17 protein-coding genes and 1 pseudogene are annotated in these 15,607 nt (G+C 60.5%); 7 read left to right on the top strand and 11 right to left on the bottom strand.

The window, feature by feature from the left end; genetic code table 11:
- Both N554_RS0126380 and N554_RS0126370 read right to left on the bottom strand, forming a co-directional pair.
- On the bottom strand, positions 1-501 hold a 501-nt coding region (locus tag N554_RS0126380), incomplete at its 3' end, for a transposase (protein ID WP_029586242.1).
- A 248-nt stretch (positions 502-749) separates the two neighbouring features.
- Entirely contained in the window at positions 750-977 is a 228-nt protein-coding gene (locus N554_RS0126370) for an SDR family oxidoreductase (protein ID WP_029586241.1), read from the bottom strand.
- A gap of 1,610 nt (positions 978-2,587) precedes the next feature.
- Here N554_RS0126370 and N554_RS42325 point away from each other — a divergent pair.
- Positions 2,588-3,358 (top strand): annotated as a pseudogene (locus N554_RS42325) (fumarylacetoacetate hydrolase family protein); the annotation flags it as partial.
- The gene (locus N554_RS0126360) at positions 3,359-4,417 is read left to right on the top strand and encodes a 2-dehydropantoate 2-reductase (protein WP_371259524.1); all 1,059 of its coding nucleotides are present in this window, start codon (positions 3,359-3,361) and stop codon (positions 4,415-4,417) included. It begins immediately after the preceding pseudogene.
- A 44-nt stretch (positions 4,418-4,461) separates the two neighbouring features.
- Here the strand turns inward: N554_RS0126360 and N554_RS0126355 are convergent, their stop codons facing one another.
- Entirely contained in the window at positions 4,462-5,232 is a 771-nt protein-coding gene (locus N554_RS0126355) for a gamma-glutamyl-gamma-aminobutyrate hydrolase family protein (RefSeq protein WP_029586239.1), read from the bottom strand.
- A 419-nt stretch (positions 5,233-5,651) separates the two neighbouring features.
- Between N554_RS0126355 and N554_RS0126345 the strand changes: the two genes are divergently transcribed.
- Positions 5,652-6,779, top strand: coding sequence for an AI-2E family transporter (locus N554_RS0126345; protein ID WP_029586237.1), 1,128 nt, complete (start codon positions 5,652-5,654; stop codon positions 6,777-6,779).
- Between the two features lie 17 nt (positions 6,780-6,796).
- Here the strand turns inward: N554_RS0126345 and N554_RS0126340 are convergent, their stop codons facing one another.
- The 7 genes from N554_RS0126340 to N554_RS0126310 form a co-directional block, all read right to left on the bottom strand.
- The gene (locus tag N554_RS0126340) at positions 6,797-7,099 is read right to left on the bottom strand and encodes an antibiotic biosynthesis monooxygenase family protein (protein WP_029586236.1); all 303 of its coding nucleotides are present in this window, start codon (positions 7,097-7,099) and stop codon (positions 6,797-6,799) included.
- Between the two features lie 91 nt (positions 7,100-7,190).
- The gene (locus tag N554_RS42320) at positions 7,191-7,391 is read right to left on the bottom strand and encodes a GDCCVxC domain-containing (seleno)protein (RefSeq protein ID WP_081851424.1); all 201 of its coding nucleotides are present in this window, start codon (positions 7,389-7,391) and stop codon (positions 7,191-7,193) included.
- Between the two features lie 191 nt (positions 7,392-7,582).
- Positions 7,583-7,819 carry a hypothetical protein gene (locus N554_RS0126330; RefSeq protein ID WP_029586235.1) on the bottom strand — a complete coding sequence of 79 codons (237 nt, stop codon included), beginning with the start codon at positions 7,817-7,819 and terminating at the stop codon, positions 7,583-7,585.
- A gap of 56 nt (positions 7,820-7,875) precedes the next feature.
- Positions 7,876-9,099, bottom strand: a complete 1,224-nt coding sequence (locus N554_RS0126325; protein ID WP_029586234.1) for a GGDEF domain-containing protein — start codon at positions 9,097-9,099, stop codon at positions 7,876-7,878.
- 236 nt (positions 9,100-9,335) lie between these two features.
- Positions 9,336-9,812, bottom strand: a complete 477-nt coding sequence (gene rpsI, locus N554_RS0126320; RefSeq protein WP_036054157.1) for a 30S ribosomal protein S9 — start codon at positions 9,810-9,812, stop codon at positions 9,336-9,338.
- A gap of 1 nt (position 9,813) precedes the next feature.
- Complete coding sequence (gene rplM / locus N554_RS0126315; protein WP_029586232.1) at positions 9,814-10,278, bottom strand: 50S ribosomal protein L13; 465 nt, start codon at positions 10,276-10,278, stop codon at positions 9,814-9,816.
- 154 nt (positions 10,279-10,432) lie between these two features.
- Positions 10,433-10,861 carry a PaaI family thioesterase gene (locus N554_RS0126310; protein ID WP_029586231.1) on the bottom strand — a complete coding sequence of 143 codons (429 nt, stop codon included), beginning with the start codon at positions 10,859-10,861 and terminating at the stop codon, positions 10,433-10,435.
- A gap of 121 nt (positions 10,862-10,982) precedes the next feature.
- On the opposite strand from N554_RS0126310, the gene N554_RS0126305 reads away from it, so the two are divergent.
- The 4 genes from N554_RS0126305 to N554_RS0126285 all read left to right on the top strand — a co-directional run bounded on the left by N554_RS0126305 (position 10,983) and on the right by N554_RS0126285 (position 14,620).
- Positions 10,983-11,807 (top strand): enoyl-CoA hydratase, encoded by an 825-nt coding sequence (locus tag N554_RS0126305; protein WP_029586230.1) that lies wholly within the window; start codon positions 10,983-10,985, stop codon positions 11,805-11,807.
- A gap of 66 nt (positions 11,808-11,873) precedes the next feature.
- The gene (locus tag N554_RS0126300; RefSeq protein WP_029586229.1) at positions 11,874-12,458 is read left to right on the top strand and encodes a CoA-binding protein; all 585 of its coding nucleotides are present in this window, start codon (positions 11,874-11,876) and stop codon (positions 12,456-12,458) included.
- 258 nt (positions 12,459-12,716) lie between these two features.
- Positions 12,717-13,997, top strand: a complete 1,281-nt coding sequence (locus N554_RS0126290) for an O-acetylhomoserine aminocarboxypropyltransferase (RefSeq protein ID WP_029586228.1) — start codon at positions 12,717-12,719, stop codon at positions 13,995-13,997.
- 173 nt (positions 13,998-14,170) lie between these two features.
- Positions 14,171-14,620 carry a hypothetical protein gene (locus N554_RS0126285; protein ID WP_156042116.1) on the top strand — a complete coding sequence of 150 codons (450 nt, stop codon included), beginning with the start codon at positions 14,171-14,173 and terminating at the stop codon, positions 14,618-14,620.
- Positions 14,621-14,709: 89 nt separating this feature from the next.
- Here the strand turns inward: N554_RS0126285 and N554_RS0126280 are convergent, their stop codons facing one another.
- A complete protein-coding gene (locus N554_RS0126280; RefSeq protein WP_029586226.1) occupies positions 14,710-15,534 on the bottom strand; it encodes an FTR1 family iron permease in 825 nt (274 codons plus the stop codon).
- Between the last annotated feature and the right edge of the window lie 73 nt (positions 15,535-15,607).

The following is a 15,607-nucleotide window of genomic DNA, read 5'->3' as shown; positions in this document are numbered from 1 at the left end:
CCTGCGCCAATCCTGACCCGCGATCGAGCGCTGCTTGTTGGTATCGGCCGCAATCAGGCTCGCATCGACGGCAAAGCCTTCACCGCCAACCAGACCTGAGGCGATACATGTCTCAACGACACGCTCGAAAACGCGGCGAAAAACGTCTCCCTCGCGGAAACGCTCGTTGCGGGTGCGCGAAAATGCCGAATGATCCGGGACAGTGTCCTCGATGCCGAGCTTGCAGAACCAACGATAGGCTAGGTTCACCTGCACTTCACGGCAGATCAGCCGCTCGGAGCGGATCGCAAAGACATACCCTACGACCAGCATCCGGATCATCAGCTCCGGATCGATCGACGGACGACCCGTGGACGAATAATGAGGTGCAAGTTCGCTGCGAAGCCAGGACAGATCGAGAGCAGTGTCGATCTTGCGCACCAGATGATCTTCAGGGACCACGTCGCCAAGACGAAACTGGTAGAACAGTTGACCTTGGTCACTCTTCAGACGGCCCATCATGGATCGACCTCGTCGCGATTCGCGTCAACACAACGGAATCACGCTTCGAGGCCTGTCTCAACCGACTTTTGCAACAAAATCGGCACAAAGCTGACGTAACCGTCGCCCTGATGAATGTCCGATTCCAAGGGGAAGAACTGACATCGATCATTCGCGGCTTGAGGTCTGCTTTTGACCCGAACCGGACCAAGCTACTGCAAAAAATCGGCGGCCGATCTCGCAGAGGCCGCCATGTCGCATTGGGAATGTCAAAGCTGCGATATGCCGCCTTCGACGACCAGTTCCGATCCGGTCATGAAGGAGGAATCGTCGCTCGCAAGGAACAGCGCCGCCTTGCCGATTTCCGCAGCCTCGCCGAAACGATGCAGCGGGACCTGATCCTCGATCGCCGAGGCCGCTTCGTTGAGCTGCTTCTCGGAAACGGCAACAGCGCCATCAATGTTTACGTGCGGGGTGCCGATTGCGAACTTTTTCATTGTTTGCCAGAAGCTGATCGTACAATCGGTCGATCTCTCGCGCCTGATCGGGCGTAACATCCTGCTGCTGCAAGCCTCTCACGTCATGCTCGGTTGGCTGGTAATTGTGACCATTGCGAATGGGCCATGGTCCCTTGCGCTGTGACGGAGCGTCCTCGGCAAATCCGATGTTTGCCAGCAATAACGACGCCAATGCGACCCCAAAGACAATCTTGCTTGACATGGCTCGCCCTCAATCAGCTATCGAGCCCAGACGTAAGCCCGGCCATTGCAGATGTCGCTAGTTTGTTGCGAATCCCTCACAGTCGCTCAATTGTACGAACGTAAGCGCGGGGCATGAGAAGGGATATAGGGGGTATACAAAGGTATGTTGCTCAGGATTCCGTTTGCGCAACGAGCGCTCTTGGCACCGTTCGGACCTGTTGCGATGCGCGACTTGAGTCCGGCATGCGAACCAAATCAGACATCAGCCAACTGCTCTGAATTTATGGATTGGCGCCCCAGAAAGCGAGCGCCAGGACAGGCCACCGGTAGCTTGGGCAAGATTGCAACAACGTCGTCACTACTTGCTTCCACGAAATCGTTGAGCAGAAATTTGTCGCACGGGCCGACGTCGATAGCGCTATAGACATAAAGTATTTGACAGTCATGGACTTCTCTAACGCTGAGCAAGCGCAGTCCACTCAATTTGCCTGACGGGCAAATCACCTCAAATCCCTGTCCAGTCCCTTTCGCAAAAAGATTCCGCTTAACTTGTCGGGCAAATCATCGCTAAGACTCGCGACATCCTGTCCCGCAAGAGGGGCGTTGGCCATCGTCACGAACGTTGGGACAGGTTGCGGTGGACGCGGCAGCGTCGGGCGCGCACGTGATCGCAGGGCGGTTTTCCGTGAGCGATCGAACGGCGCGCGGACGAACGGCGCTACAACGACTCGATCAAAACTTCCGCTGATCGCACATGGTCCGTTGAAGAGGGTTGAGGCGGCTCGCGTACGGCGAAGTCGTGTGGTCCTGGCATCCGTTGCTGATGTCAAGCCGGCGGAGGTTTTGATCGGCCCAACCGGGTTTGAAAAACCGTCAATCCGCAGGCGACGGTGACAAGAGGAATTCGTCGCCGGGGAGAGCACGAAGGAAACCGTTAAAACCATTGCGCAGGGAAGGCCGGGTGATTTCCGGTGAACCTGTGGTGACTACCGTGTGCTTACTACCTTGCACACGGGCTGCGGGTGCATCGGGCATCCGGCTTTCCCTGCGCCCTCTGTCTTTCGAGGGACAAATTCATGCAAAGCTCGGGCGCATCGCGCCGCGAGAATGCGGTCGCATACCCTCTTTTGCTCTTCGACACATGAATCTGAAAATTCGCGCCTGCCTGAGCCGCCCGCTGGCGTTCCCGCAGCGCTTCGCCGAACGCCTCGACCACCTTCGGTCTTGCATGGCACCCTCCCCGTCATTGCACGACCGTTCGCCGGCCGCCGCGATATTTTGTCGCTAGTGTATAGCCGACATCGGCCTCGCCCCAATGATGCAGTGCACGATTGCCGGGATCGGCATGAACGGTACAATGAAGCAGGGCCGCGCACTGAATGACGTTGCCGCATTGGAGATCGCAGATGGCAAGATGGATTCGTTTTGAGCAGGATGGAAAGACCGGCTTCGGCACGCTGGATGGCGATGCCATCGCGGTCCATACCGGCGACATGTTCGCGAGCGCGAAGCCCAGCGGCCAGACACTGAAGCTTTCCGACGTTCAGATCCTGACACCGTGCGATCCGTCGAAGATGATCTGTTTGTGGAACAATTTCCACCAGCTAGCGGCCAAGAACGATTTCACCCAGCCGAAAGAGCCGCTGTGGTTCCTGAAGGCGCCGAATGCATATTGGCCCGCGAACCGGCCGATCCAGCGTCCGGCCACCTATGCCGGAAAAATCATTTACGAAGGTGAGCTCGGCGTCGTCATCGGCAAGAAATGTTTCAACATCAGCGAAGCCGAGGCCGGCGATTACATCTTCGGCTATACCTGCGTGAACGACGTGACCGCCGTCGATCTCCTGCGCAAAGACAAGTCGTTCGAACAGTGGGCGCGCGCCAAGAGCTTTGACACTTTTGGCGTGTTTGGCCCGGCGATCGCCACTGGCCTCGATCCGATGAAGCTGTCGATCAAGACCATCCTGAACGGCAAGGAGCGGCAGAACTACCCGGTCGCCGACATGTTTTTCCCGCCCCACAAGCTCGTCGCCGCCATTTCCAAGGACGTGACGCTGATGCCGGGCGACATCATCGCCTGCGGCACCTCGCTCGGCGCCGGCACGATGGGTGACGCCCATAACGTCGTCGAGATCGTCATCGATGGCGTCGGCAGCCTCAGCAACGTTTTCGACCAGGTGCTGCCAAGCCCGTATCTGTTAGGTGCGCCGCCCAAACAGAAAAAGATTTGCGTGGTCGGCGCCGGCGCCATCGGTGGCCTGCTCGCGGCCAAGTTCGCGCTCGCGGGCGAGGATGTCACCGTTATCGACCAGGGCGCGCATCTCGCCGCGATCCAGAAGAACGGCCTGAAACTGGAGTGGCACGATGGCAAGGTCCAAACCGCCAGAATGAAAGCCGTCAACAAAGCCGCTGAGGCCGGCAAGCAGGATATCGTCGTGCTGGCGGTAAAGGCGCACTTCCTCGATCAGGTGGTGCGGGATATCGATTCCATGCTTGGTCCCGACACGATCGTGCTGACCGTGCAGAACGGGCTGCCGTGGTGGTACTGCCAGAAGCTCGGCGGCCGGTACGACAACTATCGGCTGGAGAGCCTCGATCCCTCGGGCATCCTCACCAAGAACATCGATCCGAACCGCATCATCGGCTGCGTGGTCTATCCGGCGGCAGCGGCAACGGCCCCGGGCGTGATTCACCATGTCGAAGGTGATCGCTTCCCGATCGGCGAACTCGACGGCAAGGAGACCAAGCGCGTCAAGGAATTGCACGACGTCTTCATCAAGGCCGGACTGAAATCACTGGTGCTACCGGACATCCGCTCGGAGATCTGGCTGAAGGCGTGGGGCAATCTCTCGTTCAACCCGATCTCGGCGCTGACCCACGCTACGCTGGTGGATATTTGCCAGTTCGCCGAGACGCGCGAACTGGCGGCGGCCATGATGAAGGAAGCGCAGGACATCGCGCAAAAACTCGGCGTCACCTTCCGCGTCTCCATCGACAAACGCATCGCCGGCGCCGAAGCGGTCGGCGCCCACAAGACATCAATGCTGCAGGACGTGGAAGCCGGCCGCTCGCTCGAAACCGAGGCGCTGATCGGTTCGATTCTGGAAATGGCCAAGCTGACCAATACAGCCGCGCCCTCGATCCAGTCGGTCTACGCGCTGGTGAAGCTTCTCAACAGGGTCATGCTGCTGGAAGGCGGCGGCGTGAAGGTGGAGAAGTTGAACAAGGCGGCTTAGGATCGTGCCAAAGCGCCCCTGATCCCGGCCAGCGCCGATTGCGGCTATCCCTGGCGCTGGCGCGCCAACAGCGCCTCGCCGAACGCCTGAAACAATTTGCGGTTGATGGGATTACGCTGCGGATCGTACTCGGCATGCCACTGGACGCCGAGCGCAAAACCCGGTGCCTCGGCAATGCGGATTGCCTCGATCGTGCCGTCCTCCGCCACGCCCTCGACGACGACCCGCTTGCCCGGCTCAAGGATGCCCTGACCATGCAGCGAATTGACGCGGATGGTCTGGCAGCCAAGGATCGTTGCGAAAGCGCCATCGGGAATCAGGCTGACCTCGTGCCGGTCGGCGAAGACGACGTTGGGGTCGGGGTGGATTTCACCATTCTCCAGCCGTGGCATCCGATGGTTCATGCGTCCCGGCAAATCGCGGATTTCGGGATGCAGCGAGCCGCCGAAGGCGACGTTCATTTCCTGCAAGCCGCGGCAGATGCCGAACAGCGGTATGCCGCGGGCGACGCAAACTTTTGATAAGGCCAGCGCCAGTTCGTCGCGATGCAGGTCGAAGGGTTCGTGCCGGGAATCCGGCTCGGTACCAAAGCGGACGGGGTGAACATTGGCGCGCGCCCCGGTCAGCACCACGCCGTCGACCACATCCAGCAAAGCGCCAATATCCGTGATGTCAGGCGCAGCGGCAAACATCAGCGGCAATGCGCCCGCGACATCGGCTACCGCGCGAAGATTTCGCTCTCCGACCAGTTGCGTCGCAAATCGATTTTCGATGCGATAGGCGCTTCCGATCACACCGACCACCGGCCTCCTCATCGCCCGTTATCCAATCCCACGTCGCAGTATTGGCACGGATCATGCCCGCCCGCCGCCGCCGGATCAACAGGCACCGCAGCGCAACGGCAATGCTATTTGCGCTTGAAGACCTGTTTGGGATCGATGGCCCGGTAGCCGGCAATCCTGCCGCCCGAAGTGCCTTCCCCGCGGGATCGTCCGCGCCGGTGCACCAGGGCAATTTCGCATCGATCTTGCGCGTCACCGGCTCGCCCGGCGCGCCCCCGATCAAGCGGCCAGAGGCCGTTCGGCACCACCTCAGCGGAAATTCCATGGAGACGAAAATCCCTTGCCCAGCGTGGCTTCCACCTCATCCGACCGCGCAAACCGCGCGACATCTGCGCTTGATCCCGGGCGTGTTTGGCGAAAGAGTGTTGTGAAACCGGTGAGAAGGAATCAACGTGGCAGGCTCGGTTGACGATCGTCTTTCTGTCCGCAACGATCTGGCATGGGCGATAGCGGTCGGCGGCATCGGCACCGTCGCATTTGCAGCCCTGTTGCTGTTCACCTGGTATTTCGCCGCGACGCTGTTTCTGATCTTCGCGGGAATGCTGCTTGGCGTCGCGCTCAACGCCATGACCACCATGCTCGGCCGCGTCGTCAAGCTGCCGCACTCGCTGCGGCTGACGATTGTCTGTTTGGCTCTCGCAGGTCTGCTCTCGGGCGTGGTCTTCCTCGGCGGCGCCACTATCGCGCAGCAGGCCGCCGTGCTGAGCGATACCATCAAGTCGCAACTGGTCGGCGTCAAAGCTTTCCTGGAGAAAAACGGGATCGATACCAGCTATTTCGAGGTCAGCAATCCCGCCGCGCCATCCGGAGGTTCGTCGACACCGGCAACGCCTGGCGCGGCGGCCACGCATAATCTGCCCAGCGCAGGCGCGCTCGCCTCAAGCGGCGGCGCGATTGTCAGCCAGACCTTCAAGCTGCTTCTCGGCACCGTGAGCGCGGTCGGAAATTTCTTTATCGTGCTGTTTCTCGGGCTGGCCTTCGCGGCGCAGCCGAGCATCTACCGCAACGGGCTGTTGTTCATAGTCCCGGCGCGCCATCGCACACGCGCAACTCTCATCGTCGACCGCATCGGCGATACGCTGGAGCGCTGGCTGATCGCGCAGATCATCACGATGTTCGCGGTCTTCCTGGTTACCTGGATTGGCCTCGCCGTCATCGGCATCCAGAGTTCGTTCATTCTGGGTATTCAGGCCGGCCTGCTCGCCTTCATTCCGACGGTCGGCGCGCTGCTCGGCGGGTTGATCGTGGTGCTCGCAAGTCTTGCGTCCGGATGGATCGCCGCAGCCAGCGCATTCGTGCTCTTTCTCGGTGTACACGCGCTGGAAAGCTATGTTCTCACACCGATCATCCAGCGTCAGGCGCTCGACATTCCGCCCGCCACCTTGTTCGCCTTCCAGATCTTGCTGGGCGTGGTGTTCGGCATCTGGGGCCTGGCGCTTGCCCTGCCCCTGATGGCGGTCGTGAAAGTCATGATCGCCCACTTCAAGGCTGAGGAATCGTCCGAGGCGGTGGCGGCCTGAGCGCCCGCGGTTGCCGTTCAGCTTGGGGAGGTCAGCACCTTCTCGGTGTGCTCGACTTCCGGCGGCGACGCAAAATACTGCCCGACCAGCCCGCGCCATTCCGCGAAATTGTCCGAACCGCGGAAATCGACGGTGTGGTTTTCAAGGGTCTCCCATTTGACCATGAGACGATAACGCTGCGGTTTCTCGATCGAGCGATGCAGTTCAAATCCGTGAAAGCCCTTGGAGCGGCCGAAGGCTGCGCGGGCCTTGGCGACCGCGGCCTCAAAGTCCTTTTCGGTACCGGGCTTGACGTCGATTTGTGCGATTTCGGTGATCATTGGGATTATGGCCTATTCGTTGAGAATTTCCGTCTCTAACCCACCCTACTGCATTATTGAAGCGTCAAGACGCCGGGGAAGCCAGCAAAAGCTAAGCGCAGCAATTCCCCGCTTGTACCGGCGGACATGGCATCGAGCCGTAGGAGCAGAACACGCAACAATCACCCTGCCTGGGCTTCAGCCGTTCGCCACAACTTTTGCAATCATAAAGGAACTGGCAGGCATCGGTCGGCATCGTCTCGGTTTCCTGATGACCGCAACGCGGACAGGTGAGCGTCGATTCCAACTGCATCAGCGATTTGCTCGCGCGATTTTGAGTAGAGACTGTTCCGATCGAGAGCCGCACAAGTTAGCCGCGTCGGTCACCAATCGCCAGTCACATGCCCGGCACCCAAACCGAGTTTGCCAAATATCGTGCCGCCAAAGAGTGGCACGAAAAAAAGCGCCTCGCGGCGCCCGGGCATCCCTTTTTTGCACGGCCACTCAGTTAAAGAGCAGTACCGTGCCGGCGACCATCAGCGTGCAGCCGACGAACATCACGACCGGCCAGCGGCCTCGTGGCTGGTCGTAGCGCCCTTGCGCGCGGCGCTCCGTGATCAGCGCCGTCTCATATTCGTCTGAGGTCGAGAACATGCACGCAAATCCGCCGCGCGCCGATATTGCTGCAGCTTCGAGCGACATCAGGGCGGTGTGGGCGTTCTGGCCGTGCGTGGTGTCCATAACCGGAATGATATGGAACGAATGGTAAATGGGAGGTTACCGTCGTCGCTCGAACCCTAAGCGAGCCGCACAACGCCCGGCTGCTGTGGGTTGCGCGCCGTGCCGGCGGTCTTTCGCCGCCAGTTTTCCGGCGACAGCGGCAACTCCTCAGCCGCCTCGACGCGATTGCGGCCGCCGCGCTTGGCCTGATAGAGCGCGGTATCGGCCGCGGCGAGCAAAACCTCGAGCTCGGTGCCCGCCGGTCCACCGGCCACGCCGATGCTGACGGTGGTATCGACCGATCCATCCTCGACCACGATTCCCGAACTCTCAAATGCCTCGCGCACGCGCTCGGCTGCGAGCACGGCTTCTTCCAGCGAACAGGGCAGCAAAGCGGCGAACTCCTCGCCGCCTATGCGCCCCGAGATGTCGGTGATGCGCAGCGTGTTGACCACGATAGCGGCGAACAGTTGGAGGATCTCATCTCCTGCGGGATGGCCGAACCGGTCGTTGATGGATTTGAAATGGTCGATATCGAGGATCATCACCGTCACCGGACGGCCGGCGTTGGCTTCGCGCTCGATCACCCGTGAGGTGGCCTCCGCGAAGCCGCGGCGATTGAACATGCCGGTCAACGGGTCCATCGAAGCTGCGGTCTTGTGCGCGGTCACCGTGCGCTCCGAGACCAGCATGAAGATGACGAACACGGTACCCACCGCGTAGAGCACCAGCTCGAGCGAGAATACCGTGACCCAGATGCTGCCGGAGGACATATCGCCATTGGGATGCAGGAGGTCACCGAGCAGGATCGGCAGCATCAGCACGAAACCGTGCAGCACCGGCACCACAAAGGTTGGCCAGCGCTTCTGCAGGGTCCGGCGGCGCTCGGACCACAATTCGGTGGCTGTCAGCGCCGCATAGATCGCAACGATGCCGGCGCCGATCGTCAGACGCATCGCCGAAGCTTCGGGCGCCACTGTCGTGGCAGCGGCTATCCAGGCGATCGCACCGAAAACCAGTCCCGGCAGGTTGGGCTTACGGCCGTGGAACACGCGCGATGCATTCCAGACCATCCCGCAGGCCACGAAGCCGACGGCATTCAGCGCCAGCGAAAACGTCTCGCCGAGCGAGCCGGCGGCAAGCGTCCAAAATCCTACTGACGCCGCGCCCAGTAGATAGGCGGTTCCCCACCATTTCAATGCCGCGATATTCTCCTGCTTGCCGAAAAACAGCAGCATGGCTCCCAGCATCGCTGCAACCATTGCGGCAACGAGATACAGCGTGGACGTATCGAGCGACATAGGTCACCGAGTGAGATTGTGATGCAACCATTGGCACGGCAGAAAGAAACAGGCGCGCGCCATCACCGCCGCACAGGCTACGATCGTCGCGTTCGAAATTCGTTTGCGTGCATACGCAAGTTTTCAGGAAAAACTGCGTCAACTCATCGGCAAATGATCAACAAAAAAGGGCGCCGATAAGCGCCCTTTTTCGAGGTTTCTTGATTGCCGCATTCGCGGCATTTTTAGCGAAGCAATTAGCGCTTCGAGAACTGGAACGACTTGCGCGCTTTGGCGCGGCCGTACTTCTTGCGCTCGACAGTGCGGGAGTCGCGGGTGAGGAAACCACCCTTCTTCAGGATGCCGCGCAGATCGGGCTCGAAATAGGTCAGCGCCTTTGAGATGCCGTGACGCACCGCGCCGGCCTGACCCGACAGACCGCCGCCTGCCACGGTGCAGATCACATCGTACTGGCCTGCACGGGCGGCAGCGACCAGCGGCTGCTGAATCATCATCCGCAGCACCGGTCGCGCGAAATAGACTTCGACTTCGCGGGTGTTGACGAAAATCTTGCCGGCGCCGGGCTTGATCCAGACGCGGGCAACCGCGTCCTTGCGCTTGCCGGTGGCGTAGGCGCGGCCCAGCTTGTCGACCTTCTTGACGTATTTCGGCGCTTCCGGCGCAGCCGGCTTCAGCGACGCCAACTGATCGAGAGACTGCATGGTGTCGGACATATTATGCGGCCCTCATGTTCTTGCGATTCATCGAAGCAATATCGATCGTCTCAGGTTGCTGGGCCTCGTGCGGATGCTCGGGCCCGGGGTAAACGCGCAAGTTACCAAGCTGCACCCGGCCCAGCGGACCACGCGGGATCATGCGCTCGATGGCTTTCTCGACCACGCGCTCTGGAAAGCGGCCCTCGAGGATCGATTTTGCCGTGCGTTCCTTGATGCCGCCGATGAAGCCGGTGTGATTGTAGTAGACCTTGTTGTCGCGCTTGCGCCCGGTGAGCACAACGTGAGCCGCGTTGATGATGATGACGTGGTCACCGCAATCGACGTGGGGCGTGTAGATCGGGAGGTGTTTGCCGCGCAGGCGCATCGCGACCAGGGTGGCGAGCCGGCCGACCACCAGACCTTTGGCGTCGATCAGCACCCACTTCTTCGTCACCTCGGCAGGCTTCGCCGAAAACGTTTTCATGTGAGAAATCCGTGAAAGGGAGACATTGGACGCGTCAGCGCCGAACTGCGGGGTTTCTAGATAAGAGCGCCGCGCCCGTCAATGCCAAGCGAGTTTAAATAGTTATATAAAAACAATAGGTTATAACTATGGTGTTATGCTACCTCTAAAAACGCTAAGTATTTGGAATGGAATAGGTCGATGTCACGTGGGCGATCGGGTCCGGCGACATCCCTGACAGCAGATTGACCTCGCCCACTGCAAGCCGCTTGCCCAGTTTCAAAAGCCTGGCTGCCGCAAGAACATCCTGCCCAGGCTGGCCCTTGCGCAGAAAATTGATGTTGAGATTTGTCGTCACCGCCAGACCGATCGGGCCAATCGCGGAGAGAAGCACCACATACATGGCGAAGTCGGCGAGCGCCATCAGCGTCGGTCCCGAAACCGTCCCGCCCGGACGCAGCATCTGGTCGCTGTAGCGCTGGCGCAGCAGGCACGACTCGCCATCGGCGCTTTCGATGGATATATCGCCGCCCTTGAACGCTTGGGGAAATTCGTCGTGGAGAAACTTCTTCAATTCCGCCACGCTCATTTTCGCAAGTTTCATGTCGTTTCCCGCCTGCTGCCCTCACTCGCGAGTTCGCTTGCAAGAACTTGCCGAGGCAATAAAGAGAGCTTCTGGCCGGTTGTTACATTAAGATGACCGGGCCGCCCAAGTGGATATTTCGATGAAGAGCCAGACCGCACGCGCCGCCGCACCGCAATCGCCGATCCTCCTGCATGAGACGCTTGGCACTATCGCCGTGCTCACGCTCAATCGGCCCGAAGCCCGCAACAGCCTGTCGGAAGGCCTGATCGCCGACTTGCACGCAGTGCTGAGGGAAATTCACGACGATTCGAAGGTGCGCGCGGTAGTGATCGCGGCCAACGGTCCGGCCTTCTCAGCCGGCCATGACATGAAAGAACTGACCGCCCGCCGCACCGATGCCGATCGCGGCCGCGCCTATTTCGCGCAAGTCATGAATGCCTGCAGCGCCATGATGCAGGCGATCGTGCACTTGCCCAAGCCGGTGGTGGCCGCGGTCCAGGGCATCGCCACCGCCGCCGGGTGCCAACTGGTGGCCAGCTGCGATCTTGCCGTCGCGTCGGAGGCTGCCACATTCGCCACGCCGGGCGTCGATATCGGACTGTTCTGTTCGACACCGATGGTGGCACTGTCGCGCAATGTGCCGCGCAAGCAGGCGATGGAAATGCTGCTTACCGGCGAGCCGGTTTCCGCAGCGACGGCGCGGGACATCGGTCTCGTCAACCGTGTCGTTGCCGCCGGCACCGAACGCGACGCCGCGATTGCGCTGGCGCAGAAGGTTGCGCTCAAATCCGCCCACACCATCAAACTCGGTAAGACCGCGTTCTACCGTCAGGCCGAAATGAGCCTTGCCGACGCCTACCGCTACGCGGCAGAGGTGATGACCGAGAACATGATGGCGCGCGATGCCGAGGAAGGCATCGGCGCCTTCATCGAGAAACGCGAGCCGAAGTGGCACGACCGGTGAAAGATTTCCTCATCCTGAAAAGCGCCCTCTTCCTGCTCTCACCATGAGGACTGTGGGACTTCCGCAATGAACCATGACGCCTACTCCGACACTTACATTCGAGAAATTCTCAACGGCGTGAAATCCATCGCTATGGTCGGGGCGTCGCCGGTCAACGTGCGGCCGAGTTATTTTGCTTTCAAATATCTCGCGCAGCGAGGCTACGACATGATCCCGGTCAATCCCGGACACGTTGGCAAGAGCCTGCTCGGGAAACCATTTGTTGCATCGCTGCTCGATATCGACCGTCCCATCGATATGGTCGAGATCTTCAGGAATTCGAGCCACATCATGCCGGTGGTCGATGAAGCGCTGAAATTGATGCCGCTCCCGAAAGTGATCTGGATGCAACTCGGTGGGCGCGACGATGCCGCGGCCGCAAAGGCGGAGGCCGCCGGTCTCAAGGTCGTGATGAACCGCTGCCCGAAGATCGAGTATGGACGGCTGTCCTCGGAGATTTCATGGATGGGCGTCAATTCGCGAACGCTCAGTTCGAAACGCGCGCCGATGCCGGTGCAAGGCATGCGGCTTTCATTGAACCGAATGAGCGTCAGTGGCGGCGAGACTAATGCGTCCGATCGCGCCGCGAAAAACAGAAACGATCTCGCGTGACGCAAACCGAAACGATTGTTCTACGAAGATGACAACGCGAGCACGACGATCCCCAATCACATGTGGAGCCTTGCGGCCTTGACGGCGCAGGCCGCTGCCGCGATTGTTCCCTTCATGGTGAAAAGGCGCACTCCCGGCAACGCACTTGCGTTGTCCGGTGCGGGGTCTTGAACCATGAGGTCACACCGTGTTGTTCATCGATCGAGACGCGGCCAAGGGAGCCGCATCTCAGGATGAGGCATTCATAGAGGAAAAAGAATGACTGATCGTCTTCCCGGATTTTCGACCCTCGCCGTGCATGCAGGCGCGCAACCCGACCCCACCACCGGTGCGCGGGCGACGCCGATTTATCAAACGACCTCATTCGTGTTCAACGATGCCGATCACGCCGCGTCGCTATTCGGGCTGCAGGCGTTCGGAAACATCTATACCCGCATCACCAACCCGACGACTTCAGTGTTGGAGGAGCGCGTCGCCGCGCTCGAAGGCGGCACCGCCGCATTGGCTACGGCCTCCGGCCATGCCGCCCAGGTCGTGGTATTTCAAATGCTGCTGCAGCCCGGCGACGAATTTATCGCCGCGCGTAAACTCTATGGCGGCTCGATCAACCAGTTCACCCACGCCTTCAAGAGCTTTGGCTGGAACGTGGTGTGGGCCGATCCCGACGATATCGGCAGCTTCGAGCGCGCGGTCACGCCGCGCACCAAAGCGATCTTCATCGAATCGATTGCCAACCCCGGCGGCAGCGTCACCGATATCGAGGCAATCTCGGCCGTGGCCCGCAATGCCGGCGTGCCGCTGATTGTCGATAACACGCTGGCGACACCTTATCTGATCCGCCCGATCGACCACGGCGCCGACGTCGTCGTGCATTCGTTGACAAAATTTTTGGGGGGACACGGCAACTCGCTCGGCGGCATCATTGTCGATGCCGGCACCTTCGACTGGTCGAAGGACAACAAGTATCCGATGCTGAGCGAGCCGCGTCCGGAATATCACGGCATCAAGATTCAGGAGACTTTTGGCAACTTCGCCTTCGCAATTGCCTGCCGCGTGCTGGGCTTGCGCGACCTCGGTCCGGCGCTCTCGCCGTTCAACGCGTTCCTGATTCTCACCGGCATTGAGACGCTGCCGCTGCGCATGCAGAAGCATTGCGAGAACGCCAAAGCGATCGCGGAGTGGCTATCGGCGCATCCGGCGGTGGCCTCGGTGAACTACGCCGGGCTGTCAGGGGATAAATACAACAACGTCGCTCGAAAGTACGCGCCGAAAGGCGCCGGCGCCGTGTTCACCTTCACCCTGAAGGACGGCTACGATGCCGGCGTCAACCTGGTGTCGAACCTGAAACTGTTCTCGCATCTCGCCAATGTCGGCGACACCCGCTCGCTGGTGATTCACCCGGCATCAACGACGCACAGCCAGCTCGACGATGCCGCGAAGATCAAGTCGGGCGCCGCGCCCGACGTGGTACGGCTATCGATCGGCATCGAGGACAAGGAAGACCTGATCGCCGATCTGGAGCAGGCGCTAAGCGTCTAGCACCCGTCATTGCGGGCGAAACGAAGCAATCCAGGCCACCGCAAGGCCTGGATTGCAATGACCAAAGAATGAGGCGGCTCGTTAGTTAACGGCTTAGCCATATTTGAAGATGGTCACGGCCGCAGGCTGCCGGGCCGCATCAGCTGCGATATGCTGACCTGTCTGAGGTCAGGGTGAACCATCATTTGGAGCAGCCGATGTTGCGCTTCATGATTGCAATACTGTTGGCGACGGCATCCAGCGGGACCGCCATCAGTGCCGAGCGGGCCGTCGCCCGTCACGGCTGGCATCGTCCCGTGGTCAAATTGCCGGCGGGGCTGCCTCGCCCGCATTACAATTTCAGGACGACCATTACGTATGCCGCGCCCTACGCCTATCGCCAGCCTTACGTTCCCGGCCTCTCCGTCTATGAAGCACCCGAGCTCCTTTACGCGCCCGACTACGCTGGCGTCCCATTCATCCCGCCTTTGATCGGCACGCCGCTGCTTCCGGGTTCGTCGACCCTCCCCGGCTATTATGGATCGACCCATTCCTATGAATATCAGGGTCCCTACTACGGCGGTCCCTATGTCAGCTATTGGGACCGCCTGCCCTACGCCTGCGGCGTCTACGGCTATTGCTAGAGCCTTTCGGGCGAAAGCCTGCCCCGGACGTAATCCGGGGTGGCAACAAAAGAGATAGTGCCCCGGTTCCGATCAGAACCCACAAGGCTTTAGGGATTTTGCGGCTTCGCCGTGCGCGTCGCGGCCTTGTCCTCGCGGGCGAGCCGGCTGTTACGCTGAACCACCGAATAAGTCGCCAGCGCAAACAGGATCACCAATAGCTGCGCGGACAACGCCTCAAGCGTCGGGTTCAGTCCGAGGGCGCCGAGCCACGCCACGCCCTTGAGCTCGGTGAACGGCAGTATCGCCTGTTCCTGGAATTCCTGCACCGCTTCGCCGATGAACTTGATCGCCATCGCAAACAGGAATGCCGAGGTAATGATGAACAGCGGTCGCAACGGCAGCTTCTGCGCGATCAGGTTGATGAAATAGAACAGCACGGCGAGCCCGATCGTTGCGGCGCCTAACCCCGCGAACAGGCTGGCGCTCCAGCCGCCCTCAGTCGATGCCAGCGCATTGATGAACAGCACAGTTTCGGCGCCTTCGCGAAACACCGCCAGGAAGGCGAGCGCGGCGACAGCCCAGACGGTGTCCTGCGCGAGCGCATTGTCGGCCTTGTGCGCCAGATAATCCTGCCAGCCCCGCGGGTCCTGCTTCACCATCAGCCAGCCGCTGACATAGAGCATCAGGCCTGCGGCAACGAGAATGATGATGCCTTCTAGGACGTCGCTGTGCTCGCCCGAGTTCAAGACGGCGAACAGCCAGGCGGCGACGATGCTGGCGCCGACCGCAGCGAGCGATCCGCCATAGAGCGCCTGGATGCGACGGCCGGCGCCGGCCTTGGTCAGATAGCCGGCGAGCGCCGCGACCACCAGCATGGCCTCAAGCCCCTCGCGGAGCAAAATGACGGCGGCCTGAATAAATGCAGACGACATGATCGAACCTGTGTTTGGTTCGTTTTATCGCGCAAGCGATTTAAGTAAAGCTGTGCCGTTCCACACGACTCCG

The sequence above is a fragment of the Bradyrhizobium sp. URHD0069 genome, from assembly GCF_000701345.1.
Lineage (GTDB): Bacteria > Pseudomonadota > Alphaproteobacteria > Rhizobiales > Xanthobacteraceae > Bradyrhizobium.
The sequence above is the reverse complement of the archived record's forward strand: the minus strand, read 5'-3'. Positions and strand labels throughout refer to the sequence as shown.

What these genes read in the sequence shown, in the direction of transcription:
- N554_RS0126370 (WP_029586241.1), bottom strand. Translation starts at nt 977, where the DNA reads ATGAAAAAGTTCGCAATCGGCACCCCGCACGTAAACATTGATGGCGCT.
- N554_RS0126355 (WP_029586239.1), bottom strand. Translation starts at nt 5,232, where the DNA reads ATGAGGAGGCCGGTGGTCGGTGTGATCGGAAGCGCCTATCGCATCGAA.
- N554_RS0126340 (WP_029586236.1), bottom strand. Translation starts at nt 7,099, where the DNA reads ATGATCACCGAAATCGCACAAATCGACGTCAAGCCCGGTACCGAAAAG.
- N554_RS42320 (WP_081851424.1), bottom strand. Translation starts at nt 7,391, where the DNA reads ATGCAGTTGGAATCGACGCTCACCTGTCCGCGTTGCGGTCATCAGGAA.
- N554_RS0126330 (WP_029586235.1), bottom strand. Translation starts at nt 7,819, where the DNA reads ATGGACACCACGCACGGCCAGAACGCCCACACCGCCCTGATGTCGCTC.
- N554_RS0126325 (WP_029586234.1), bottom strand. Translation starts at nt 9,099, where the DNA reads ATGTCGCTCGATACGTCCACGCTGTATCTCGTTGCCGCAATGGTTGCA.
- rpsI (WP_036054157.1), bottom strand. Translation starts at nt 9,812, where the DNA reads ATGTCCGACACCATGCAGTCTCTCGATCAGTTGGCGTCGCTGAAGCCG.
- rplM (WP_029586232.1), bottom strand. Translation starts at nt 10,278, where the DNA reads ATGAAAACGTTTTCGGCGAAGCCTGCCGAGGTGACGAAGAAGTGGGTG.
- N554_RS0126310 (WP_029586231.1), bottom strand. Translation starts at nt 10,861, where the DNA reads ATGAAACTTGCGAAAATGAGCGTGGCGGAATTGAAGAAGTTTCTCCAC.
- N554_RS0126305 (WP_029586230.1), top strand. Translation starts at nt 10,983, where the DNA reads ATGAAGAGCCAGACCGCACGCGCCGCCGCACCGCAATCGCCGATCCTC.
- N554_RS0126300 (WP_029586229.1), top strand. Translation starts at nt 11,874, where the DNA reads ATGAACCATGACGCCTACTCCGACACTTACATTCGAGAAATTCTCAAC.
- N554_RS0126290 (WP_029586228.1), top strand. Translation starts at nt 12,717, where the DNA reads ATGACTGATCGTCTTCCCGGATTTTCGACCCTCGCCGTGCATGCAGGC.
- N554_RS0126280 (WP_029586226.1), bottom strand. Translation starts at nt 15,534, where the DNA reads ATGTCGTCTGCATTTATTCAGGCCGCCGTCATTTTGCTCCGCGAGGGG.